Source organism: Treponema denticola, assembly GCF_024181645.1.
GTDB lineage: Bacteria > Spirochaetota > Spirochaetia > Treponematales > Treponemataceae > Treponema_B > Treponema_B denticola_A.
In genome coordinates this window covers 266,537-289,985 of sequence record NZ_CP058624.1, presented here as the reverse complement: position 1 = coordinate 289,985, position 23,449 = coordinate 266,537, and the positions used below count along the sequence as shown (strand labels likewise).

At 38.1% G+C, this 23,449-nt stretch carries 23 protein-coding genes; 5 read left to right on the top strand and 18 right to left on the bottom strand.

Annotated features, from left to right (window positions below; genetic code table 11):
- The first annotated feature begins 1 nt into the window (after position 1).
- A complete protein-coding gene (locus HO345_RS01350; protein WP_253683487.1) occupies positions 2 to 556 on the top strand; it encodes a zinc dependent phospholipase C family protein in 555 nt (184 codons plus the stop codon).
- A gap of 13 nt (positions 557 to 569) precedes the next feature.
- Complete coding sequence (locus HO345_RS01345; protein WP_253683486.1) at positions 570 to 1,076, top strand: GNAT family N-acetyltransferase; 507 nt, start codon at positions 570 to 572, stop codon at positions 1,074 to 1,076.
- Between the two features lie 31 nt (positions 1,077 to 1,107).
- Here HO345_RS01345 and prmC read toward each other — a convergent pair whose 3' ends face one another.
- The 3 genes from prmC to HO345_RS01330 form a co-directional block, all read right to left on the bottom strand.
- Positions 1,108 to 2,094 (bottom strand): peptide chain release factor N(5)-glutamine methyltransferase, encoded by a 987-nt coding sequence (prmC, locus tag HO345_RS01340; RefSeq protein ID WP_253683485.1) that lies wholly within the window; start codon positions 2,092 to 2,094, stop codon positions 1,108 to 1,110.
- Between the two features lie 6 nt (positions 2,095 to 2,100).
- Positions 2,101 to 3,186, bottom strand: coding sequence for a peptide chain release factor 1 (gene prfA / locus HO345_RS01335; RefSeq protein ID WP_253683484.1), 1,086 nt, complete (start codon positions 3,184 to 3,186; stop codon positions 2,101 to 2,103).
- A 184-nt stretch (positions 3,187 to 3,370) separates the two neighbouring features.
- Positions 3,371 to 4,006 (bottom strand): hypothetical protein, encoded by a 636-nt coding sequence (locus tag HO345_RS01330; protein ID WP_253683483.1) that lies wholly within the window; start codon positions 4,004 to 4,006, stop codon positions 3,371 to 3,373.
- A gap of 260 nt (positions 4,007 to 4,266) precedes the next feature.
- Between HO345_RS01330 and HO345_RS01325 the strand changes: the two genes are divergently transcribed.
- Positions 4,267 to 5,031, top strand: coding sequence for an Rpn family recombination-promoting nuclease/putative transposase (locus tag HO345_RS01325; RefSeq protein ID WP_010694903.1), 765 nt, complete (start codon positions 4,267 to 4,269; stop codon positions 5,029 to 5,031).
- A gap of 49 nt (positions 5,032 to 5,080) precedes the next feature.
- A complete protein-coding gene (gene tyrS / locus HO345_RS01320) occupies positions 5,081 to 6,301 on the top strand; it encodes a tyrosine--tRNA ligase (protein WP_253683482.1) in 1,221 nt (406 codons plus the stop codon).
- A gap of 40 nt (positions 6,302 to 6,341) precedes the next feature.
- Here tyrS and HO345_RS01315 read toward each other — a convergent pair whose 3' ends face one another.
- The 10 genes from HO345_RS01315 to HO345_RS01270 form a co-directional block, all read right to left on the bottom strand.
- The gene (locus HO345_RS01315) at positions 6,342 to 7,079 is read right to left on the bottom strand and encodes a 16S rRNA pseudouridine(516) synthase (RefSeq protein ID WP_366796446.1); all 738 of its coding nucleotides are present in this window, start codon (positions 7,077 to 7,079) and stop codon (positions 6,342 to 6,344) included.
- Positions 7,076 to 8,002 (bottom strand): alpha-hydroxy-acid oxidizing protein, encoded by a 927-nt coding sequence (locus HO345_RS01310; RefSeq protein WP_253683480.1) that lies wholly within the window; start codon positions 8,000 to 8,002, stop codon positions 7,076 to 7,078. The genes HO345_RS01315 and HO345_RS01310 overlap by 4 nt, the downstream gene beginning before the upstream one ends.
- A 9-nt stretch (positions 8,003 to 8,011) precedes the next feature.
- Entirely contained in the window at positions 8,012 to 8,584 is a 573-nt protein-coding gene (locus tag HO345_RS01305) for a hypothetical protein (protein ID WP_366796645.1), read from the bottom strand.
- Positions 8,581 to 9,786, bottom strand: coding sequence for an LIC_12708 family protein (locus HO345_RS01300; RefSeq protein WP_253683478.1), 1,206 nt, complete (start codon positions 9,784 to 9,786; stop codon positions 8,581 to 8,583). The genes HO345_RS01305 and HO345_RS01300 overlap by 4 nt, the downstream gene beginning before the upstream one ends.
- A 14-nt stretch (positions 9,787 to 9,800) precedes the next feature.
- On the bottom strand, positions 9,801 to 10,988 hold the full coding sequence (locus HO345_RS01295; RefSeq protein ID WP_253683477.1) for a class II aldolase/adducin family protein: 1,188 nt from the start codon (positions 10,986 to 10,988) through the stop codon (positions 9,801 to 9,803).
- A gap of 5 nt (positions 10,989 to 10,993) precedes the next feature.
- A complete protein-coding gene (locus HO345_RS01290; RefSeq protein ID WP_253683476.1) occupies positions 10,994 to 11,563 on the bottom strand; it encodes a response regulator in 570 nt (189 codons plus the stop codon).
- A gap of 54 nt (positions 11,564 to 11,617) precedes the next feature.
- Positions 11,618 to 12,286 carry a recombination regulator RecX gene (gene recX, locus HO345_RS01285; RefSeq protein ID WP_366796643.1) on the bottom strand — a complete coding sequence of 223 codons (669 nt, stop codon included), beginning with the start codon at positions 12,284 to 12,286 and terminating at the stop codon, positions 11,618 to 11,620.
- Positions 12,252 to 12,641, bottom strand: a complete 390-nt coding sequence (gene rpsI, locus HO345_RS01280) for a 30S ribosomal protein S9 (RefSeq protein ID WP_002672107.1) — start codon at positions 12,639 to 12,641, stop codon at positions 12,252 to 12,254. Before rpsI ends, recX begins: the two co-directional genes overlap by 35 nt.
- A gap of 10 nt (positions 12,642 to 12,651) precedes the next feature.
- Entirely contained in the window at positions 12,652 to 13,080 is a 429-nt protein-coding gene (rplM, locus tag HO345_RS01275) for a 50S ribosomal protein L13 (RefSeq protein ID WP_010694886.1), read from the bottom strand.
- Between the two features lie 99 nt (positions 13,081 to 13,179).
- Positions 13,180 to 13,413: a hypothetical protein gene (locus HO345_RS01270; protein ID WP_002670146.1), complete on the bottom strand. Its 234-nt coding sequence runs from the start codon at positions 13,411 to 13,413 to the stop codon at positions 13,180 to 13,182.
- 306 nt (positions 13,414 to 13,719) lie between these two features.
- Here HO345_RS01270 and HO345_RS01265 point away from each other — a divergent pair, with 306 nt between their 5' ends.
- Entirely contained in the window at positions 13,720 to 15,885 is a 2,166-nt protein-coding gene (locus tag HO345_RS01265) for a methyl-accepting chemotaxis protein (RefSeq protein ID WP_253683474.1), read from the top strand.
- 209 nt (positions 15,886 to 16,094) lie between these two features.
- On the opposite strand, the gene HO345_RS01260 is transcribed toward HO345_RS01265, so the two are convergent.
- The 5 genes from HO345_RS01260 to HO345_RS01240 all read right to left on the bottom strand — a co-directional run bounded on the left by HO345_RS01260 (position 16,095) and on the right by HO345_RS01240 (position 23,444).
- On the bottom strand, positions 16,095 to 16,808 hold the full coding sequence (locus tag HO345_RS01260) for a queuosine precursor transporter (protein ID WP_253683473.1): 714 nt from the start codon (positions 16,806 to 16,808) through the stop codon (positions 16,095 to 16,097).
- Between the two features lie 57 nt (positions 16,809 to 16,865).
- Positions 16,866 to 17,552, bottom strand: a complete 687-nt coding sequence (locus HO345_RS01255; protein ID WP_253683472.1) for a YkgJ family cysteine cluster protein — start codon at positions 17,550 to 17,552, stop codon at positions 16,866 to 16,868.
- 6 nt (positions 17,553 to 17,558) lie between these two features.
- Positions 17,559 to 19,730: a DUF4954 family protein gene (locus HO345_RS01250; RefSeq protein ID WP_253683471.1), complete on the bottom strand. Its 2,172-nt coding sequence runs from the start codon at positions 19,728 to 19,730 to the stop codon at positions 17,559 to 17,561.
- Between the two features lie 130 nt (positions 19,731 to 19,860).
- Positions 19,861 to 20,535, bottom strand: a complete 675-nt coding sequence (locus HO345_RS01245; protein WP_253683470.1) for a TIGR00266 family protein — start codon at positions 20,533 to 20,535, stop codon at positions 19,861 to 19,863.
- 101 nt (positions 20,536 to 20,636) lie between these two features.
- Positions 20,637 to 23,444, bottom strand: coding sequence for a putative PEP-binding protein (locus HO345_RS01240; protein WP_253683469.1), 2,808 nt, complete (start codon positions 23,442 to 23,444; stop codon positions 20,637 to 20,639).
- Positions 23,445 to 23,449 lie beyond the last annotated feature (5 nt).

The window sequence follows — 23,449 nt, the reverse complement described above, 5'->3', positions numbered from 1 at the left end:
AATGCCGGATAAAATTTCGCATATACTTATTTCAAAAAAATATCTCGAAAAAATAAACGACATTAAGGGGAAAGAATATTTTTATTACGGTGCAATATATCCTGATCTATATGACTTAAGCAAAAAAGAAGAATACTATAAAAGCCATTTTATTCAGAAAGGAAGCGGATATAACTCAAAGTTACTTGAAAACTTTATTAAAAAACATAGTTATGCCCCGCCCTCATTTTTAAAGGGTGTAGACTTTCATATATTTACGGATCATTTTGTTTCTAAAAATTTAAATAAATATTATTCCTTTTACACAGAAATTAAAAACAAAACCGATGTAGAATTATCAAAAATCTTATCGGACTACGCTTTGCATCATTGCCGAAATGAAAAAATTATACCGATAATTTTAAAGGAGGAGAACGATGAGCAAATTCAAAATTCTTTTTATGAATTCGAAAAATATAGAAAAATGGATATTGGAGATATTTCATCGGTAAACAACAACTATCTAGAATTTATCGATGAAATAATTGATAAATACTTAAAACAAAATCTTAATTAATCAAGGAAAAACAATGGTCAGGCTTGCAGAATTAAAGGACTTATCAAGAGTTGCAGAAATAAATGTTTACGGTTGGAGAAATACTTATAGGGGTATCGTCGACGATAATTTTTTGTTTTGTGAGTTGTCGGTTGAAAAATCTATCGAGCGTTTAAAGGAAAAAATTAATACTCAAAACAGTACATCAAAATTATATGTTTATGAAGATGACAAAGACGGTATAATAAAGGGAATGATGCGTACGGGAATGTGCCGAGATAGCGATAAGCCTGATAGTTTTGAACTCATGGCTATTTATGTAGAAAAGGCTTTTGAAAGGTCGGGAGTAGGTTCAAAATTAATTACTCATTTTCAAAAAGAAGCAAAGAAAGCCGGCATACATGAATTATGCATCTGGGTGTTTCAAGAAAACCGGATTGCAAGAAGTTTTTATGAGCATCACGGCTTTAAGCCGGATGGCAAAACACAAGTCCATGAAGCTTTGAAGGCCCCCGAAATTAGATATGTAAAAACAGTTTAAGAAATCTGCTCAGATTAAAAAAACAATTGCTTTAAGGGCTAAACTTTGTACACTCTATGACTCGGTCGCTGCCTGCAAGGTCTTTATGAATTTGAACTTGAGAAAAACCTGTACTTCTAAAAATCTCGGCAGCCTGAGCTGCGTTGTATTCCCCTACTTCAACAAAAAGTTTTCCGCCGGGGTTTAAGCTTAAATAAGAGTTTTCTGCCAAGGGCGGAATTAAATCCAGCCCTTCAATGCCGCCGTCAAGGGCAAGGCGGGGTTCAGAGCGGCCGTCTTCTAAAAGGCTTTCCGTAAGCTTTGACGGAACGTATGGCGGATTTGCAGTTATCAAATCGTAGCTTCGTTTTGACTCCGGTACGCAGGGAAAAGAAAGGCGAAGATCTGCTTTTACTGCAAGAACCCTCTTATAAAGAGATTGAGGCAAAAGAGAATCCATATTCTTTTTACAAACTTTTAAAGCCTCTTCCGAAATATCCGCAAGAATCAAAAAAAAACTTTTATCAAAATAACTTTGCGAGCTTTGCGGCCTCTGCGGTTCATTAAGAGTATTCTGCATAAAAGCACTTTCATAAAGCTCAGCCGCAAGGGATAGACCTATACAGCCTGTCCCTGTGCAAATATCCAAAACAAAGAGAGGCTCATTTTTTTTTAACTTCTCCATTGCAAAATTTAAGGCGTGCTCTACCAAGGTTTCGGTGTCGGGCTTGGGGATAAGCACGTTTTCATTTACATAAAAAGTTCTCCCGAAAAAATCTTTTGTTCCGGTTAAATAGGCAATGGGGAGACCTGAACTTCTTTTTTTTACAAAAGCTTCAAACTCATTCTTGTAGGGTAAAAAATTAAAATCGGAATGAGACAAAAGCCATGAGCGTTCTTTTTTTAAAAGATGAGCTATTAAAATATCGGCATCAAAGAGAGCCTCATTCCTTCCGTATCCGTTCCTAGTTAAAAGGTGCGAAGAAAGAAAGGAATGAGCTGCAAAAAGACGGGCATCCTTTACGGTAAAAAAAAGCATTGAGCCTTATTTATGCTCCAAGTGATGGTCTGCTGCCTTCATCATTTCTTCGCGGGCAGCGATACAGAGAGCATCGATTAACTCGTCGAGAGCGCCCTGCATAACTGCATCCAATTTGTAAAGGGTTAAGTTGATGCGGTGATCGGTTACGCGGTTTTGCGGAAAGTTATAGGTGCGGATACGCTCGGAGCGGTCGCCTGAGCCGACCTGACTTTTTCTGTTTTGAGCCCGTTCTGCCTGTTTTTTACTTTCTTCCAAATCATAAAGGCGGCTTCGCAAAACACGCATAGCCTTTGCCTTATTTTTAATCTGGCTTTTTTCGTCCTGACAAATAACAACAAGGCCGGTGGGTATGTGGGTAATGCGGACAGCCGAGTCTGTGGTATTAACGCACTGACCGCCCGGGCCTCCTGCACGCATAACATCAATACGCAAATCTTCTTGATTGATTTCAATTTCGGTTTCTTCGGCTTCGGGCAAAACCGCAACGGTTACGGCACTTGTGTGAATGCGGCCTGAGCCCTCCGTTTCGGGAACACGCTGAACGCGGTGAACGCCCGACTCATAGCGGAGACTTCCGTAAACATATTTTCCTGAAATGGAAAAGGTAATTTCCTTGTAGCCGCCGAGCTCGGTTTCGTTTAAGGACAAAACCTCGTACTTCCAGTTTTTCATTTCGGCATAGTGGGTGTACATTCTAAAAAGGTCGGCCGCAAAGAGGGCTGCTTCATCGCCTCCTGTACCGCCGCGTATTTCCATAATAATATTTTTTTCTTCCAGAGGATCGGGCGGAATTAAAAGCATCTTGAGATCTGCCTCGCTTTTTTCAAAGGCGGCTTCAAGAGAATGCAGCTCTTCCCTCGCCATCTCTTTAAGTTCGGCATCGCTTTCTTCTTGAATGAGAAGCTTGGAATCTTCTATCTGTTTTTCGATAGAAAGATAGTTATCGTATTCTTCCATCAATTTTGAAAGATAGGAGTGTTCCCTCATGGTTTCTTTATATTTTGCAACATCTTTGATAAGGTTAGGGTTTTCAACTTGTTTTTCGACTTCAATAAGCCTGTTTCTTAAATTATCCAATCGTTCTTTCATAAAAATTCCTTGTATTGAGGGGAGAGTATAACAGTTTTTTTAATTTTTTTCAATTGGACGAGATTTACGTGGGTGGATATAGCTAAAAAATAAGGCCTATTTAGTTTTATAGTTGAATATTGGTATAAAGATAAAATTTATTTAATGTTCTACTTCACTAAATTGAATTTAATAATTTTAAGATCTAATTTTTTTTCTTTTGTTTCAGTTTTCGGACATACTCTTTTTCTCCCTCATTTAAAGCTTCAAATGAATCATAAGCTCGCCCGTCTTTTGCGTATGGAGTTACTGCAACTACATAATTACCGGCAAGCGGTTTATGTTTTATAAGGGGGCCTGAAAGTTTTATCATATGCAAAGGAAGAGTTCTATTCCATACAGCGACAGATTCATTATAATTCAGTTTTACCGTTTCACTATCTTCAAAATCAAGCTCAAAACATACATCAACTATTGCATTATTAGCAAGTTTACCCATATACCTTGTATGCAATTTATAGTTATTGTCAGATACTTTTATAATTTTCAATACTTTATATCTATCCCACATTTCCTGTACATATAAAGATTCATTATCATAAACATCAATTTGAATAAGAGTTCTAAATGTATCCGTAATACCCTGACCCCAAGAAAATTCGGTCTCGACCCAAAATAGAAATCCTTTTCGGTCTTTTTCCATATATGTCCCAAGAATATTTTCAATATCATGCTCTGAAACATTATAATTATTTGCATATTTTATATATGGCAATTTTTCGCAATATACTTCAAAAACAATAAGACATATAAATACAAAATATAAAATATTTTTTTTCATTTTATCACACCAATAATTATTCTTTTTTGCTCAAATTCATTGTAATACAATTTGTAAGTTTTGTATAGCCTTAACCTCGTTCTCTTTAGTATCGAATACTGTTTTAAAAGCATAGCCGTTGCGGAAGGTGATTTTAAATAGTTTTTCATAATTAATACTTTGCACTCTGTTATTTTTTTTATAATTTACTATTTTTTTCAAATAATTCTTATAAATATAATGGGGATGGGAAAATATTAAAAAATAATAGGAGAAAATAAATGATTAAGAAGTTTGAAGATTTAACGTTTACAGACGATTTTATGTTTTGTAAGGTTATACAAAATCCGGATCTATGTAAGAGACTTATTGAAATGATACTATTCGATACAATAGGTAAAATTGCTTATATTTCGGTACAGCATAGTATTAAAACTTATGAACAAGCTAAATCCGTAAGGTTTGACGTGCTGGTACAAACAGAAAATGGTAATTTCTACGATGTGGAAATGCAGGTAAGTAACGAGAGAAATATCCCAAAACGAATGCGGTTCTACCAAGCAACTATAGATATTTCATTCTTGGATAAAGGGAACTTCTATAACGATTTAAATGAAAGCTTTATAATTTTTATTTGTCTGTTTGATGTTATCGGTAAAAATAGACCTGTTTATACCTTTGAAAACATCTGTCTTGAAGATAAAAACATATCTTTACAAGATGGAACAAAAAAGATTATAATAAACGCAGAGGCCTTTAAAAACACTAAAAACAAAGAATTGAAGGAATTTTTAGAATACATTAAAACAGGTAAGGCGAAGAGTGAATTTACAAGGAGGATAGAAGAAATGATACAAACAGTAAAACAAAACGAACAAGCAAGGCAAGAATATAGATTAATGTCTACCTTTGAGATGGACGCTAGGTATAAGGGATTTTCTGAAGGCTTAAAGCAAACAGCTAAAATCTTAAAACAGTTAGGGGATCCAATACAAAAAATTATGCAAGTTACAGGTCTTTCCGAAGCGGAAATCGAAAAACTATAATCTTAATAAATCTGTTGACCTAAGCTAAAAATTATTGTATAGTCAAAACATGAATAAAGCATTAAAAATATTACAGGAGAGGGGCTTTATCCAGCAATGTACCGATTTGCAAGCCCTTTCCGATAGAATGGACAAGGGGCAAATCGCCTTTTACACAGGTATCGACCCGACAGGGCCCAGCTTACACATAGGGCACATGGTTCCGATTTTTGCCTTAAAGCATTTATGCCGCGAGGGGCACAAGGGTGTCGTTTTAGTCGGCGGCGGCACTTCGCGAATAGGAGACCCGTCGGGAAAAACAGAAATGCGCAAGATGCTTTCTTACGATGAACTCGATAAAAATGCGGCCTCAATTCAAAAACAGATTGAAAAATTTTTAGCGGAAGATATTGGAAATGTACGCTTTGTCAACAACAAGGATTGGCTTGCCGATTTAAACTACATCGATTTTTTACGCGATATAGGTTCACACTTTTCGGTCAACAAAATGCTCAGCTTTGAAGCCTACAAAAAAAGAATGGAAACGGGGCTTTCCTTTTTGGAATTCAATTATCAGCTTTTGCAAAGCTATGACTTTTTAATGCTCAATCAAAACTACAATGTCAAACTCCAAATAGGCGGTGATGACCAGTGGGGAAACATGGTTGCAGGAAGCGACCTTATCCGCAGAAAGGGAGGCAGCGAAGTTTTTGCCCTTACCTTCCCTCTGGTTACAAGAGCCGACGGTCAAAAAATGGGAAAAAGCGAAAAGGGAGCTCTGTTTTTGGATCCTGCCCTTGTTTCTCCCTATGATTTTTTCCAATATTGGAGAAACACAGCCGATGCCGATGTCGAAAAGTTTATGCTGCTTTTTACATTCCTTCCTATAGAAGAAATAAAATCGGTTTGTGCAGGAGACATAAACAAGGCCAAGGAAAGATTAGCCTTTGAAGTTACAGCCCTTATTCACGGAAAAGAAGAAGCGGAAAAAGCCTTGGAAGGTGCAAGGGCAGCTTTTTCTGGCGGAGGAAATAAGGAAGCCATGCCCACGGCGAATTTGAGTCTTTCAAAATTAGATGAGGGCATCGGTATTATTGACCTCTTTGCCGAAGCAGGACTTGCCTCCACCAAAAGCGATGCCCGCCGTCTTGTCGAGCAGGGAGGAGCCTTTATAAACGAAGAAAAAATTTCGGACATCAAGGCTCTAATTGGAAAAGAAAAACTCGACAAGGACAAGGAGATGATTTTGCGTGCCGGTAAAAAACGATTTATGAGGATAATTTTCAACTAAAAGGATTAATCTCTAAAATCCGATGTTTTTAGCGAGACTCTCAATAATCTCTGAGCGAATCTATCTCTTCAGCGGAAAGCTCGCGGTATTCTCCGGTCTTCAAGCTCTCATCTAAAACTATTGAACCGACTGCAATCCGGCGCAGGTAACAAAGTTCGTTCCCTGCGCTTAAGCACATTTTTTTTACTTGATGGAATTTCCCCTCGGTTATGTGCATTAAAAATCCGCTTCTAAAAGAACCGGTTTTATTTTCACATTTTTCGAATTTTGCAGGAAGACACTTATAACCGTTTTTTAGCACAATTCCTTTTTCAAACTCTTCGCAGTAATTTTTAAATTCTTCATCGGAGGGCTCTCGGCTTAATTCCAGATAATAAGTTTTTACCGTTCCCGATTTAGGCGAGGTAATCTTGTGGGTAATCTCGCCGTCATCGGTAATAATCAAAAGGCCTTCGCTGTCTATATCCAGCCTGCCGATAGGGAACAGCTTCATCCTGTCAAAGGGAGCTTTTATATAATCCATTATAGTTTTATGTACGGGATCGCTTGTCGAAGTTACACAGCCTTGCGGCTTATTAAACATAAGATAAACATTTGTCCTCAACACAAGAGGCTCCCCGTCTATAGTTATTTTATTTAGGTCAGTGTCTAAAATAAAAGAAGGAGAAACAATACGCACCCCGTCCACGCAGCAGTTTTTTTTGCGTATCATTTTTTTTACATCACTTCGGGAGCCTAAACCGCTGAGGGCCAATATTCTATCCAAACGGGTCTTCAAGGTTTTTCAAAACTCCTTAAAGGGCTGTTCTCTAGGGAGCCGCAAGCTTCTTTATTTAAATCTTTACTTAAAATAGAATCGATAAAATTTTTTATACCGTTCTCCCTGTCCCTTAAAAGAGCGGTAATACAGGGGCGGCCTATTAAAACTTCTTCAATACCTAAAGAAGAAGCAGCTATAAAATCTTCTCTTTTCCGTAAGCCGCCGTCAGCCCAAACCTCGCCTGAATATTTTTTTATCTCTTTTAAATGAGAGTGAACAAATGAGGCAACGCTTCCCCTATCGGTTTCGATACGGCCGCCGTGATTTGAAATAATGGCAATATCGGGTTTTAGCTCCTTCACAACTTCGATATCATAGGAGGTAAAAATACCCTTCACGGCAAAGGGCAGCTTTGCATATTTTTTTAAAGCAGCCAAATCTTTTGCGCTTTTTTTTTCAAGGTGAACAAGATTCCGCATAGTTACAATATTATAAGCATCCGTATCTACCCCGATAATTTCCGCCTCCTCCAGTGAGGCCTCAATTCTTTCAAAAAGCTTCATCTGAGGATATGGTTTTAAAAAGACTGCACCTTTTTTTTTAACATCCTTTAAGGCTTCAATCCCTGAAAAAAGTTTTAAGTCGGGATAGCCGTCCCCAATGCTTAAAGCCAAACCGGCCTTAACCGATGCCCTTATAAGGTCAAAATAAAATTGCCTTTCGTCCTCATAGCCGACATTTTCGACAGCCCCCGTCATAGGAGCAAGGCGGAGTCTCGGCAGAGGATAGGAATCAGAGGTATAATAATTTTTCCACTCGGCACAGTTTAAAATAAAATTAGAGCTTTCAAAGACTCCGCCCATTCCGGGAAGCTCTCCTATGCAGGCTTTTCCGTTACATTCCTTGCATAATCGGCACTTATATTTTTTGTTCACACTCATTTTATTTTCTCATTTTATTTTTGACGATAAAACCAAAAGTTTTTCTTTAATATAAATTTCGGCTTGAACCTTTTTTGCATTTCCGGATTCATTTTGAGAAGAAAACCTAAGCTCCCCTCCCGTATAAATACCGGTCTGCAGAGAAGACGATAATTTATTTCCGTTATCATCTAAAAAAATAAAGTTTACCCTTACCAATGCACCGTCTTTTTCTTCACTCTCTTTTAAGCTTTCTAAAAATTTAGTATTTTCACTCAAACGCAAATTTGCCAAAGCTCTATCTTGATAAATAAAGGACTTTAGCTCTACTTTTATTCTATAAATCCGGCCGCTATTTCTGTCGGAACGGGTAATAAAAAAGGCTATGTTAATACTTACAAGAACAACTATAACAAAAAATACTGACCTTAAGCCCCGATTTTCGGTTACACTTTTTATAAAACTTCTTCTTCTTACAAAATCAGGATCGTGTAATTGCCTGACCTTTTCTGAAGCATTTTTAATTCTATCTTCCCTATTATAGCGGGTAAAAACTTCACGGGAAGAAGAATCCCTTGTTTCAAATAAATCATCACTCATTATTTATCCCCGATAATTTTATCGGCACGCCACCATATAATTAAGGCCTTGTCTTCTCGGGCAAGAATGGCCGAAATAATTCCCTTAGAGGAAACATGGAAGGTATTATAAAATGTTTCATCATTTGAAACAATCAAATCTTTTTTATATTTTTTTTGAGATTTTAAATTCATCATTTCAAGAGCATAACCTTTACTTGTGGGAGTCAATAAGTAACACCAATTACTTTCCGTAATACCCATCATTTCATAAACTTTTTTAAAAGTAAAAGTTTCGGTTCCCGATGTTTCAATTTCCTCATAATCATCTATATCCATTTTTTTATCATACTTACCGGTTTTAATATTTAAAAAATACAAACAGCTTTTATCGTAACTTACCCCAAGGTTTGCCCTAGTTGCAGCATCCTTTTCTTCAAGATAGTAATCAATTTTAATATACAAATAAAGATCATTAAAGTCGGGAATTATCTTATCTATCGAAGAAAATATTTTATTGGAACCTTCATAGGGGGTAGGTACTGCATTAAAAAAGATAGGTATCTTATACAGCAAGTCTCCCTTGCTGTTATACCAATAAATTTTTAAACTCGTCTGTGTTCGGCAAACGACTATTATATCGTTGGAAGAATTCGTATGAATCCCCTCAATAGATGGAAAAGGCGTTCCGCCAAAACCTTCCTGTCCCAGATAGTCTATAAAAGTTCCGTTTTCGTCGAAATGCAGGATTATATCCCTTAAGGCTAAATTCTCCTCATGATCGTACTCGATTCTTTCATCCAAAACGGAATCTACAACAAAGAGATGCTTGGAAGAGTTTACGGTTAAAAGAGCAGGATGATTAAAGGGATATTTTATGGCTCCTCTTGTAGTTGCCTTAACATCCTGAGAATCGTTTTGCATAAAGGAAGGTTCCATGTTTGACTCGGGGTTATAAAAAAAGGTAAGTAAGTCCCCGAATGACGAAAGCTTTAATATTTTTTGTCCGCCCGAATTAACTATGTAAAATATACCTTCTTTCATCAAAATCTGTGTATCAGGACGTGAATAAGTACTGTTTAAATTAAAAAGATTGAGCTCGTTTTCAAAAAGCCCGTAATTAAGGGTAAACTTTTCTTCTCTCTCAAGCTCTAAAGACGTTTCGCGTCTACAGCCGAATAAAAGGCCGACAAAAACCACAAGCAATATTTTTTTTATATTTTTCATCTTAATTTAATCCCCTAAATTTGTAAATTCATTTTGGAATATCCTCCGATATAGCCTCTTCTCATTCTTTGAGCACTCCTACGGCTTATCGGAAAATAATTTTTAAATTTCCATGAAAGAACAAGAGCCAAAAGATTTTTTTCCAAGATTTCTTTTAAGGCGCCGATATCATTCTTATCGGAAACACAACAAAGAGCTCCGCTTTCATTTACCAAAACGCAAGAGCGGTTTTTTAAAGCATCTACAATTTCCGTGCTCATCTCTTCAGCCCGGTTCTCAAAAAATGGAAACAAAAAAACATTTTCGCCGGCAATCTGAGCAAAATCATCCAAAAAAGCCGGTATGCAGTTATCTATGTTCATTTTTTTTGAAACAAAAAGAGCTGCCGGCAGAGAGCTTTGCTCTATAAAATTAATATCGGGATAGCTATCATATATATGTCTATGTAAATCGGCTTGAAAATCAAAAAGGCCTTCAGTTATATTTCCGGATTTTATATCCATCTTGCAAATAGTAATATCGGTACTTTTATCGTAAACAGTGCATGAATCTCCCTCACGGCAGCTTGCATAAAAATTAATCAAGGGCTGTAAGGCTTTTCTTTCATACCGCCGGTAAGCAAGGGAAAGGGCCGGAACTTCAGCAAAAATCAAATTACGGCAAAGGTCTTCCAGAGCCTCGGCTTGGGCAAAAGCTTCCGCTGCATCAGCACCAAAACAGACAGCCCCATGTTGAGCCATAATTATTGCCCCGGCAGGTCTTGTTAAACACTTTACAACATTACGGGCTATTTTTTTTGTACCGGCAGGAGCATACCTTGCAACAGGTACGACTTCCCCTAAAACTGAACGAAGCTCCTCATTTTCAACAGGTATAGAAGAAAAACAGCCTGAAACGGCAGAGGCAAATTTTTGATGTGTATGGATTATAAACTTTATATTTTGATCGGCCTTGTAAAGGCTTGCATGAACATAGCGTTCAGAAGATGGTTTAACAGGTCCGGAAGTTTCAGGCCTGTTGATTTTAAGAATGACTATATGTTCAGGCTTTAAATTCTCATAACCATAGCCGGAAGGGGTAATAGCAAAAGTATCGGCATCTATACGGGCACTTACATTTCCCCATGTACGTATCGTCAGACCGGACGTTAAAAGCCTCTTTCCCGTCTCTATTATAATACTTTTTGCTTCATCAAGGGTCATCAGCTCTAGCTCACAACCTCGTTGATCTCTCTTAATATAGCATTAAAATCTATGGGCTTCTTAAAGAATGCATCGGCGCCCAAATCTTTCATCTGTTTTTCTAAAGATTCATCATCCAGTCCTGTAATAACAATTATATAAGGCTGTCCGAAAAAAGGATCTGTTTTTATTTTTTTGCATATTTCCTTGCCGTTGACTCCGGGAAGGTCTATATCCAAAATCACAAAGCCCGGTTTATGCTTTACAAGTTGAGTACCTGCATCAAAGCCGTCAAGAGATTTGTATACAGTTAAATTAGGAAGATTTTTACCAAAAAATGAAGATATAGCCTCATTTAAAACCGCATCATCATCTATAACTATGATAGAATTCCAATGAGCATCATCCAATGAATCCTGCAGCTCAGGAGGAATTTTCATTCCCCTTTCTTTTATAAAGAGGATCAAGTCTTCATAATACACCCTATATTGGCCGCCCGGTGTATTAAAAGCTTTTAAATAACCGTTTCTAATCCAGTTAATGGCAGTCTGATTTACGACTCCGCATATGTTAGCGACCTCAAGGGCGGAGTACATTTTAACTCGTCTTCTACTTTCGCTTTTACCCATAGTATAACAATTAAACAAACCCTAAAAAGAGTCGGTTATGTTTTCAAGTTCCTCCAAACATATATTCACAGTGCTAACGGAAAAACCCAGTCTATACATTTTACGCATCAACCGAGGTCTATCCACCCCATTTATCAGTTGTTTTTTCAAAGCTTCTCGGCAAATATCTTCTTCCGAATGCTCCGAAAAAAACTCATTAAGCACATCTTCCACAATTTTAAAGCTTACTCCTCTTTGGGCAAGCTCGGAGGCCAATCTATTACGGCCTTCTTTTTTACTTATAACTCTGGTATTAAGCCAAGCTCCGGCAAAACGCCCATCGTCAAGAAGCCCTTTCTCCTCAAGATAATCCAGTGCCGGATTAATCTCAAAAGCTAAAAAGCCTTTTTTTCTGAGCTTTAATTCCAACTGAAACCTGGAATGTTCAGCTCTGTATAAATAGGCCGCAGCGGTACACTCAGCCTCATAAATTCTTACCGCATTAAGCAGCGCCTCAAGCGATTCATTGCTTATAGGGCAACCGCATTCAGCAACAAGGCCGTCAAAGTCATCTTCATCAAAATAATCAGGCCGTGTTACAAAAGACACTCCTTCAGAATTGATGATTTTCACCAAATCTGAAGAAGTGCTGCATATATCCGCAATAGAAAAAGGATTAACGCTTGCTGAACTGGAATCTTCGTCTTGCACCGCGCTGACCGAATTTTTTTCGTTCAACCATTCGTGAATCACGTGTAAGCAATCCGTTAGCCTTTAAGGATGCATGATTTGAAGCATCTACTTGGGCTAATGCTCTTGCAATTCCGTGAGAGCACGCACCGGCTTGGCCTGTAAGACCTCCGCCTCGTACAGTGATTATAATATCATACTTAGATTCACCCGCAGTAACCATTAAAGGTTCTTTTGCTTTTTGGACTTGTTCCGGAGTAGCAAAGTATTCGTTAATATCCTTATCATTGATAATTAACTGACCTTTTCCATCCCGAATGTATACTCGCGCCACTGAAGTTTTTCGTCGGCCTGTTCCCATTCCAATATTTTTCACTTTACGCTCCTTATACTTCAACCGCTATGGGGTTCTGTGCTTGGTGAGGATGTTCGGGGCCTGCATAGACCTTAACATTCGTTAAAAGTTTTCTTCCAAGGGGCCCCTTAGGAAGCATACCTTTAATTGCAATCATCAAGGGTTCAGCCGGTTTTTTAGCGATTAAGCCGTTAAAGTTGATAGACTTTAAACCGCCTACATAACCGGAGTGAGTATAGTACATCTTATCTTTAGCCTTATTTCCTGTTACGGCTACTTTTTCGGCATTAATAATAACGACATAATCACCGATTTCCTGATGAGGTGCAAAACCTACTTTGTGCTTTCCTCTCAGCATAGCTGCAGTCTTAGCAGCAACGCGTCCAAGCGGCTTCCCGGCGGCATCAATAACGAACCAAGAGCGCGGCGCTTCATGTTCTTTTAAAAAAATAGTTTTCATTTAATGTATACCTTCTACAAACAATATATGCAGATAATGTGGGTTCTGATATTATAACTAAATATAGAATAAGTGTCAATAACTTAAGAACAATGACAATTATTCGGCTTTATTTTCGGCAGCCTTCATAGCTGCTTCTTCTTTTCTTGCATCTTGCTTGTCTTTAATATCGGCAATTCCTATAAATACGGAAATAAGGCCGACAAAAGCTGCGAAAATAGGTAAACCGCCTCTTAAAAATAAGAGAATATCCTGTCCCCAAGCCAAGCCCATGGGGAGGGCTGCAATAACCGTAAAAGCGATTAAAACAATACCGATAATAAGTGCTAGCATCTAAAGCCTCCTAGTAGAAATTTATTATTACATATTTAAACATTTTCGTCAACTGGAGTGTCCGTACTCAATGTGCTCATACTCCAAAAAATAGGCAAAATATTGAAATATCGGCAAAATAGGCCGGATATCTCTATTCCTCAGGGAGCGAAGTAAAATTCGGCAATATTTTTAGAGATTCTCTATAAATCGTTAAAAATTTAAATATAAAATCTTGCATTATTTACAATACTGATGTAAACTATTTATAGGACAAAATCAAAAGTTATAGTACATAATCAAAAGTGTATTTTTTAGGAGGAAAAAATGAAGGATAAAGAATTAGTTGTTGCAAAACCTGCCGCAAAAAAAGAATTAGTTATGCGAAAAAGTGTATCGGAAGATAAGATTTTTTCAATGGGTAAAAAACTCCTTATTCTTTTTGCTGCGATCGTTGTTATTTCCGTATCGACACAGGGAATAATAGGAGCAGTTATGTCAAAAAGGGCAATCCTCGAAAAGGTAGAAACACATTTGAAGGACAAAGCCACGGATACTGCCGATCTGGTAGATTCAATGGTCAACTCTTTTTTGAATTTTGTTTCAAGTGCTTCAAGAGCATCCGAATTAAGAAATATAGATGCGTCCTACTCAGACAAGATAGCCTATTTAAAAAAAGAAGCAGCTTTTAATCCCAGAATAATAGAGTTTTCAATAACGGATATAAACGGGAAATGTCACGCACTTGATGGACGGATATTTGATGTAAATGATAGAGAATGGTTTAAAAGAGCTTTAGCAGGAGAGCAATTCGTAAGCGAGCCGTACGGTTCAAAGGCCGACGGAACATTGGTAAATACCATCTCAGTTCCCATATACGATTATGAAAATAGAATCATCGGTGTACTCGCAGCAGATACACCGGGAACAAAGCTTTCAGAAGACATAGACCATATCACAGTAGGAAGAAGCGGATATTGTTTTATCTTAGGCAAAACAGGAAATGCCATAGCCCACCGCAACAGGGAGCTTGTTCTAAATCAAGACAATTTTCAAGAAAATGCCAAAACAAACCCTGCATTGGTATCAATTGCAAATTTTGCAAAACAAGCAATGCAGTCAAACAAACCTTCCATAGGATATTATACATTTAACGGAGAAAAAAATATCGGTTCGTATGCTATTATGCAGTCAACGGGCTGGATGGTAATAGTAAGAGCTCCTGTAAACGATTTTTTGGATACCGTAGCAAGTCTGCAATACATGATGGTTGTAACAGGTTTTACTCTTTTGGGAGTTGCCTTAGTATCGACATTTATTGTAACACGCAAAATGATCTTACCTCTGCAAAAAGTTGTTCTGGCTTTAAAAGATATTTCTCAAGGTGAAGGCGATTTAACGGTAAGGCTGCCTGTAACAAGTAATGATGAAGTTACCCTCTTGTCAAAATACTTTAACCAGACTATTGAGAAGATAGGTAATTCCATTAAATCGGTAGGAACAAATACAAATACCATGCAGTTTATTGGAGATGAACTTGCAAGTAATATGACCGAAACGGCAAGTGCCGTAGAAGAGATCAACTCAAATATCGACAACATCAAAGATCAGGCCCTAACTCAGGCAGCAAGTGTAACCGAAACTGCAGCAACAGTTGAGCAAATCATACGCACAATAAAACAGCTTAACAACAGCATAGAAACACAGGCAGCAAGCGTTGCCGAATCATCTTCATCTATAGAACAAATGGTTGCAAATATTGAATCGATTACACAAACATTGGGTAAGAGCGATAATATTATAAGAGAGCTGGCCGATGCTACAGCAGAGGGAAAAGGCAAGGTTTCTACGGCAAATGAAGTAACCCAAAAAATAGCCGAAGAATCGGGAAGTTTGATGGAAGCTTCCAATGTTATACAGCATATTGCAAGCCAAACAAACCTCTTGGCGATGAATGCGGCAATTGAGGCGGCACACGCAGGGGAAGCCGGAAAAGGCTTTGCTGTAGTAGCTGACGAAATAAGGAAGCTTGCAGAAGAATCAAGCGCCCAAGGAAAAACCATTACCTCTACACTTAAAAATCTTTCGGGAGAGATAGAACTCTTGGCTGAATCGGCTAGAACAGTTGAAGGAAAATTTAACTCAATTTTCAACCTTGCAGAAAACGTAAAAGAGATGAGCAACACCGTCATGGAAGCAATGACTGAACAGGAAAACGGCAGTAAAGAAGTCTTAATTGCAATCCGAAACATCAACACTGTAACGCAGGAGGTCAAGCAAGGCTCATCAGAGATGCTAAAAGGAGGAGAGGGTATAGCTCAGGAAATGAATAAACTAGATGAGCTTACCCGTACAATTACAGATCGTATGAATGAAATGGCCTCAGGCGCATTACAAATAAATAATGCGGTTCAAGAAGTTCAAGGTATAACCCAAAAGAATAAAGCAAGCATAGAAGGATTGGCAGATGAGGTAATGAAATTTAAGGTTTAGCATAAAATTAAAAATCATCAAGTAAGAAAGTTATAAGTAATCAACAACCCCGACGCAGAGCATCGGGGTATGTTGTTCTCATAAGGTAGTTGCAGTCGGCTTTAATACCCTTTGTTACGATGCAGAGCGTCGGGGTATTAAACCCTCCGCACGAATAAAGTTATGAGTTTTACCCATCTTTAAAAATTAAGGATGGGTATTTTTTAAACCTATTTTCCCGGAAGGGGATTATAACTTACATTGTAGTCATAAACATCTATCTGTTCATGTTTTTTTACAAAGGCAACTATCTTGTAAGTGAAAGGCGTAAATATAACTTCTATAAACGTTTTAAAAAGATAGTTTGAAAAAGCCATTATAATAAGAATATCTATGCTGTAAAGGCCTAAAAAAGAAACGGCAACAAAAACGGCACTGTCCAAAAATTCTCCAACCAATGTCGAGCTTATTGTTCTAAGCCATAAGTACTTGCCCTTTGTTATTACTTTTAACTTAGACAAAACAACCGAGTTGGAATACTCTCCAATAAAATAACCGAAAAGGCTGCCGGCACAAATGCGGGGCATCTGTAAAAGAATGTTATCAAAATCTTTTTGAAATATCCACTCTGCCTCGGCAGGAAGAACACTTATAAGCCAGATATTCAGGCTCATAATAAGAAGCATAAAAAAGCCGGTCCAAATAACCTTTCTTGAAGCCTTATAACCGTAGACTTCAGCTAAAACATCTCCAAAAATATAAGAAAAAGGAAAAAGAAGAGTACCTCCGTCAAAAACGAAGGGTCCAAGCTGTACCATCTTTGCCGCAAGAATATTCGACAAAACCAAAATGCCTACAAAGAGTCCGGAAATTACCGGCAAGAAATTCGTTTTCTTAATGGAGTCCGTTTCAAGGACTCCTTGATTTAACTGTGAATTTTCCATGACCGCGATACTAACACAAAGAGGGAAAAAAGGGAATAAGGTTTCAGCTAATTTATTTTAAGAAGCAAGAGGCGGAGTTTCAGGATCCGTATCAGGTTCAAATTCCGGATTGTTAGAATATCTTTCAAGCATAAGAATTTTAGAAATTGCAGCAGGTAAAGCATTCCTAAGCGGAAGGGTATGAGACGCCTGTTCAGTCATAAAACACAATATCCGTGAAGAAAAATCGCTCATAACCGGAGGCAGTGTACCAAAAGCATTGAGCAAATCTTCTTGTGAGTATTGTTTAATGGTTGAAGCAGAAAGATTTTTATCCATAGAAATCAGATATTTGCACGGACGCCAGCGCACGGATCTGTCTTTGCCGTGATCTCCGGAATAACCGAAAAGACGGCATATTAAACAACGGCCTTCATATACGGTACAATGATAAGGATTATCTATATCGAATAGGAGGCATCCGTTTTTTTTATCTAAAACATTTTCATTAAAACGGCCTTCCAGTATTTGCAATGCCCGTTCCCTTTGATGAAAGAGGAGCCAGGAGGCAAGATAAAGAGCCTCAACCTCATAAACATCCGGTTCAAAATGAACACAGCAGGCTCCGCACCCGTCTATACACTTAATAGGACATTTTGACATCCACTCATTCTCGGCTTCTTCAATTTCTTTATAGACCTTGTCCAAAAGCAAAATCATTTCGGCTGTTTTTGTTCCTTTAAAACTTTCGACTTCTTTTTCCATTTTTATCTAAACCTTATGCCTTTCAAAAAGTTTAAGATAATATTCTGTATCTTTTTTTGCTTCAATAATTAAGGCGTTATCTTCTACGCTTCCCAAAACAGCTTTTCTTTCTTCAGAATTCCGGTAAGTTATATCCCTAAAATGATTATTATAATCCTTATTCTTTGTATAGAATATTTGTTCTTCAATATATTTTCTTATTGATGCAGCTTTTTCCAAGAGCCTATTCCAAAGGGCCTTATCTATCTTTTTAACCTTCATAAGCTCGCAAAGAACAGCATAAGAATTTTCAGCCTTATCACGGCAATAAGAATCATAGGCATCATCATAAGATTTATGAATATCTTGCCAAGTATTAAGTTTTCCTGACTTTATGTCTTCTTTAATTGAATTGAGTTTTTTTTCGGGGATCAACTGACCGCCCATATTTACCCAGTTAAAATCAAAATCCTTTGAAAGTTTAAACTCTTCAATACTCATTCCAATCTTATCTAAACCCTTATCAAAATACTCGGCTAAGATTGTAACCCCATACCATATCAGCATATCTTGATAAGCCTCATAAGATTCTACAGACTTGATTATTTTTACCCGGCGTTTAGACCTTTCGATATTTTCACCCTGTACAAAAAGATTCTTTGCCTCATCTTTTTTATCTTTGAGAATTTCATCTATGCTTAAAGGTTTGTTCCCGGCATCAGTCCAAGCTGCACATATCCATTTTTCAAGAAGAGTGCGGGCTTTTAAAATTTCGGCAGCTGTATCGGGAGCAAGATAGTCGGTTTCAATGTGCTGGGTCTTTGTTATTCTTCTATCCCGTTTTAAGAATTTTTTATTGTTGCGTTCAAGAGCGTACATATTGTACATCCAATAATAGGCAGGCATAATTTCAAGCCTATCCTCATGAGCATCATTTAAAACCAAACTAAAAGGAAAAGGAATATCAAGCTCTGCAGGATAATTTGCCTTTGCAAGAATAACAAAGGAAGCAAAACGGCAATTATGTTTTAAAGTTGAAGAAAGCCCCGGCCAAAAACCGCGGCCTGCGATAATCTCGCCGTCATTTCCTCTTGTGTTGTGATTGGAACCTACAGTAGCCCCCGCAGCCATATTGGACTGTCCTTGAATCATAGCTGCAACCAAAAAAGAGTTATTGTGATGCTGTTCATGGTACGGGAAGATAAGAGCATTGAGAACTTCACAGCAAGAAATGGTCGAGTTATCTCCAACTATGGAATGAATGAGCCTTGTACCGTATTTTAATTCACAGTTATTGCCGAGAACAAAGCGGACTGCCTTTACTCCGTAAAACACTCTGGAGCCCAAACCTATTATACCGTTTACAAGCTCTACTCCCTCCCCTATCTGCGAGGGCTCCTCAGCTGTTGATTTTATAGTCAAGTTTTTAAGTTTATTTGCTCCCTTCACATATACCGAAGAACCGAAATTAACGTCTTTTATAATTCGGCAGCTCTTTATTGCGGAATCGGAACCGACCTCACCGTAATAACCTCTGCTTGAGTCTTTAGAATTTTGAGTTATTTCTTCACACTTTTTTATAAGAGCAGAATCATCCCTATACCTTGCCCATAAAAATGCATCAGCCGTAATCATATCATAAAAGGGGTAAACTTCCCTTCCTCCGGCCTCATTGAGCGTATCTATTGTTACCCTAACCTTTTCATCTTCGCCGTCTTTTACTAAACCCTCTCCGAATTTTGAATGGTCGGTCGTACACATTTCATCAATCCGGCTCAAAATAACTCTGTCGCCTATTATATAATGTGAAAGATAGGCACAATAATGAATTGCACAGTTTTCCCCTATATCGCAGGAAATAATCTTACTGTTTGTAATTCCTGCAGGAACCGTAAAATCATGATATTTTAAGTAAAAATTTTGAGTTGAAGCAATGCGGACCAAACCGGCAAAAAGACTGTTTGTTATCAAATCGGTATCAAAAGGGTCTTCAACCAAGACCATCGACCAATCAGTACTGGAATTTCCGTTTTTTATCAGACGTTCAATTTCTTCCGAATCCAATTGCCGATATTTACGATTTTGGTAATTAGTTTGATTAAATCTTATATAATACTCGTCTTTACCGGACGGTAAATATTTACCATCAATAAAATCATAACCGAAATCTTCGGATTTTATTATCTGCATTTTAGCCATAGGATTCTCCAAATTAAGCGATTGTAAAAACACAAAGATAAGTTAACGTTACAAAATAACTATAAGGACATCTCTCGGCAAAGCCGGTAAGCATCGCTCACCGGCTAATAAAAATTTGCTTTAAAACCGATTATTTTCCATGTGGTAAAAACGGAATCAAAGATTGTGCAACCGCATGAATAGGCATTGTCTGTACAATTATTTTTCCAGGACCGGTAACTTTCGTGTTAAATAATCCCTCTCCGCCGAAAAGGATATTTTTTACACCCTTTATCATCTCTACTTCCATCTTACAGGTTTCTTCCATTGCTGCAAGATATCCCGTATCCAAAAGCATTGTTTCACCGGCACCCAAAGTATACTCTACTGCAGAACCGTCAATTTCAAGAAAAACCGTTCCATTGCCTGAAAGTTTTTGCATTATAAAACCTTCACCGCCGAAAAAGCCTGCTCCCAGTTTTTTCTGAAAATGAATCGAAAGGTCAACACCTTCAGTTGAAGCTAAAAAAGCGGTTTTTTGTGCAATCAGGGAAGAGCCCGAAGTGATTTCAAATGCTTTTATAGCACCGGGGAACCTTGAGGCAAAAGAGATTTCTCCATCGGTATTTGCCGTGTATTTATTTAAAAATAAACTTTCTCCCGAAAACATCCTTCCGAGGGCTTTACCGACTCCTCCGGCAGATGTTTCCATAGAAACCCCGGAACTCATCCAAGCCATTCCGCCTGATTGAGTTATCATCTTTTCTCCTGCTCTAAGTTTACAAACAACGGCAGGAAAAGCATCTCCAATAATTTTGTACTCCATAAAATACTCCCATAAAATTAAGATAAGAATACCTGCAAAAATTCACATTTTTGCAGACTGTCATAAACATCTAAAACGGCTCCAAACGGAGCCGTATAAAATTACTTAGATTTTTTTGCAGTCTTCTTCTTGGCAGAAGAAGGCTTTTTAGCAGGTGCAGACTTTGCCTTTACAGGCTTTTTTCCGGTTGCCTGCTTCTTTTCAGCCGATTTAGGTGCTGCCGAAGAAGCCTTTCGCGAAACAAGAGCTTTAGGTGTAAGCTTTATCCCTGCTTTTTCCGCATTCTCCAGCTCAACTTGTGCAATCGAAAGAAGGGCAATAGGTACGGAATAAGACGAACATGAAACATAGTTCAATCCGGCATCCATACAGAAGCGTACGTTTTCGGGACGGGCACCGTGTTCACCGCAAAGACCTAAGTGCAAATCGGGGCGGGTAAGTTTACCGCGCTGAATTGCAATTTCGATTAAGTCCCTTACACGGCTATCAAGCACGGCAAAGGGGTTTCCGTCGATAAGGTCGTACATGGTATAGTCCGGCATAAAGCTGTTAAAGTCATCTCTCGAAAGACCTAATGTTGTTTGAGTCAGGTCGTTGGTTCCGAAAGAGAAGAACTGTGCATATTTTGCAATTTCATCGGCACTTAAGGCTGAAGCCGGAAGCTCGATCATGGTTCCAACCTTGTAATCAAGGTCTCCGCCTTTTACGGCAGCTTTAACCTCTTCGGCAATAGCATCGATACCTAAATAAGCATGACCTTCAATCTTCTTTCCATAAATAATCTGCTTTAATTCTCTAAAGTTCATTATAAGGGGAATCATAATTTCAGGTTTTACATCCACTTTTTCTTTTTTTAGCTTGTATGCGGCTTCAAAAATAGCCCTTATCTGCATAGCATAAATTTCAGGATAGCTTATGGCAATTCGGCATCCTCTGTGACCAAGCATAGGATTGATTTCGGAAAGTTTTTCGATTTCCGCAGTCAAATCTTTTTTGCTTACCTTTTTCTTTTGGGCTGTCAAATATTTTACAAAACCGTCAAGCTCAATATCATTATGAGGCAGGAATTCGTGGAGAGGAGCATCCAACAAGCGGATAGTAACCTCTTTGCCGTTCATAGCCTTAAAGATTCCGTAGAAATCTTCCGTTTGTACTTTTTGAAGTTTATCAAGCACCTTTTTTCTTTCAGCTTCGCTTGGAGCTAAAATCATTTCACGGAAGGTGTTTATTCTCTTTTCATTAAAGAACATGTGCTCGGTTCGGCAAAGGCCTATACCTTCAGCACCGAAATCTAAAGCAAGCTGAGCATCACGGGGACTGTCGGCATTGGCTCTTACATGGAAGCCTGATAAGAAGCTCTTTGCAAGGCTTATAAAGTCCAAAAGGCCTGATGTTTCGGGATCTGGTTCAATCAGTTTTGCTTCACCGAAATAAACCGTAGAGTCGCCGTAATAAGGAACATTGAGCGTAATATAATCGCCTTCGTTTATAGTAACACCCTCAATAACGGCCTTTTTTCCGCTTATCTTCATATCGGGGCGTACAAGAGATATTTTACCGTACTGTCGGGCAACAACGGAAGCATGGGCCGAATAGCCGCCTTCGTTCGATATAACACCTGTAGAAACCTCTATACCCTTTACGTCTCCTGCATAGGTTGCAGGCATACATAGAATACATCTTGTGTCCAGTCCCTGAAGCTTTGCTGCTCTTTGAGCTTCAATAAGGGAGTCGGCAGTAAAATAGACTCTACCCACTGCGGCTCCCGGAGCACCGGCTATACCGCCCTTTGATGACTTCATACCCTTTGTACTCATGATGTCGATTACGGGATGTAAAATCTCGTTTAACTGACCGGGCTTAACGGCTCGAACAACATATTCGGCATCTACTATTTTTCGATTATATAAATCGAGCAAAATCTGAACTATTGAGATTGTGCTCTTAGCTTCAACGGATTTTTGCTCGATAAGCCAAAGTCTTCCGGCTTCAATAGTAAATCGAATATTGCGGATATCCTTTGTATAATCTTCAAGCTGCCATGCAATCTGCTGGAATTGTTTTAAATATTCCGGCTTTATTGAGTTAATATCTTTACCTTCGGCATTTACCTCATTGAATTTTTCGGCAAAGAACTGACCTTGTAATTTTTTCTCGCCGTTTACAATATTTCGGCTAAAGAAAGAACCGGAATATGAATCCTTTCCGTAGTTTCCGTAAACCATGGGCTGAATCAAAAGAGCCACATCATGGTCGGTATCTTCTTCAAGGGTCAAAAGACGGGCAATAAGATGGATTGACTCTTCAAGCTGAACTTTGCAATCATCAAAAAAGTGTTTTGGTAAGAATTTGGAATATTTATCCATGATGGCACCGGGTTTTAAACCGATTTTACCCATTTTCATTGATTCTTTTATATCATGCAAGGCTTTTTCCAAATCTTTAACTTTCTGTTCATTTTTCTCTAATTCTTCGATTTTTAGCACAACGGTTAAGATTCCATTAAGCAAAAACAGAACTTCATTTGCGGCAAAATCTTCACCTACATTTTCTTGAAATCCTATCACAGTATCCTTGGTAAGACCGAAGTTATGCAGGGTGGGATAGCTTGTAATAAGCATATTGGGCGAAATAACTAATTTTAAAAGCAATGGAGAGTCGGCATCGCCGTATGTTTTTTTTACTTCTGAGCCGAATTTGCTTAAATAGGAAGATATCTCGGAATATATCTTTACATCGCCTAGATCCTGCACCACAGAAGCATCAATTATAATACCCGGTAAGATCGGAAGCTTTAGTTCTGCAAATTCGTTTGCCTGTCTTCCTCGGATACCAAGTAAATTCTTGTCAACTTTTTTACTGACAGTCTCTTTACTATTAAAAAAGTGTATGTTGTTTGAAATTTTCATTTTTT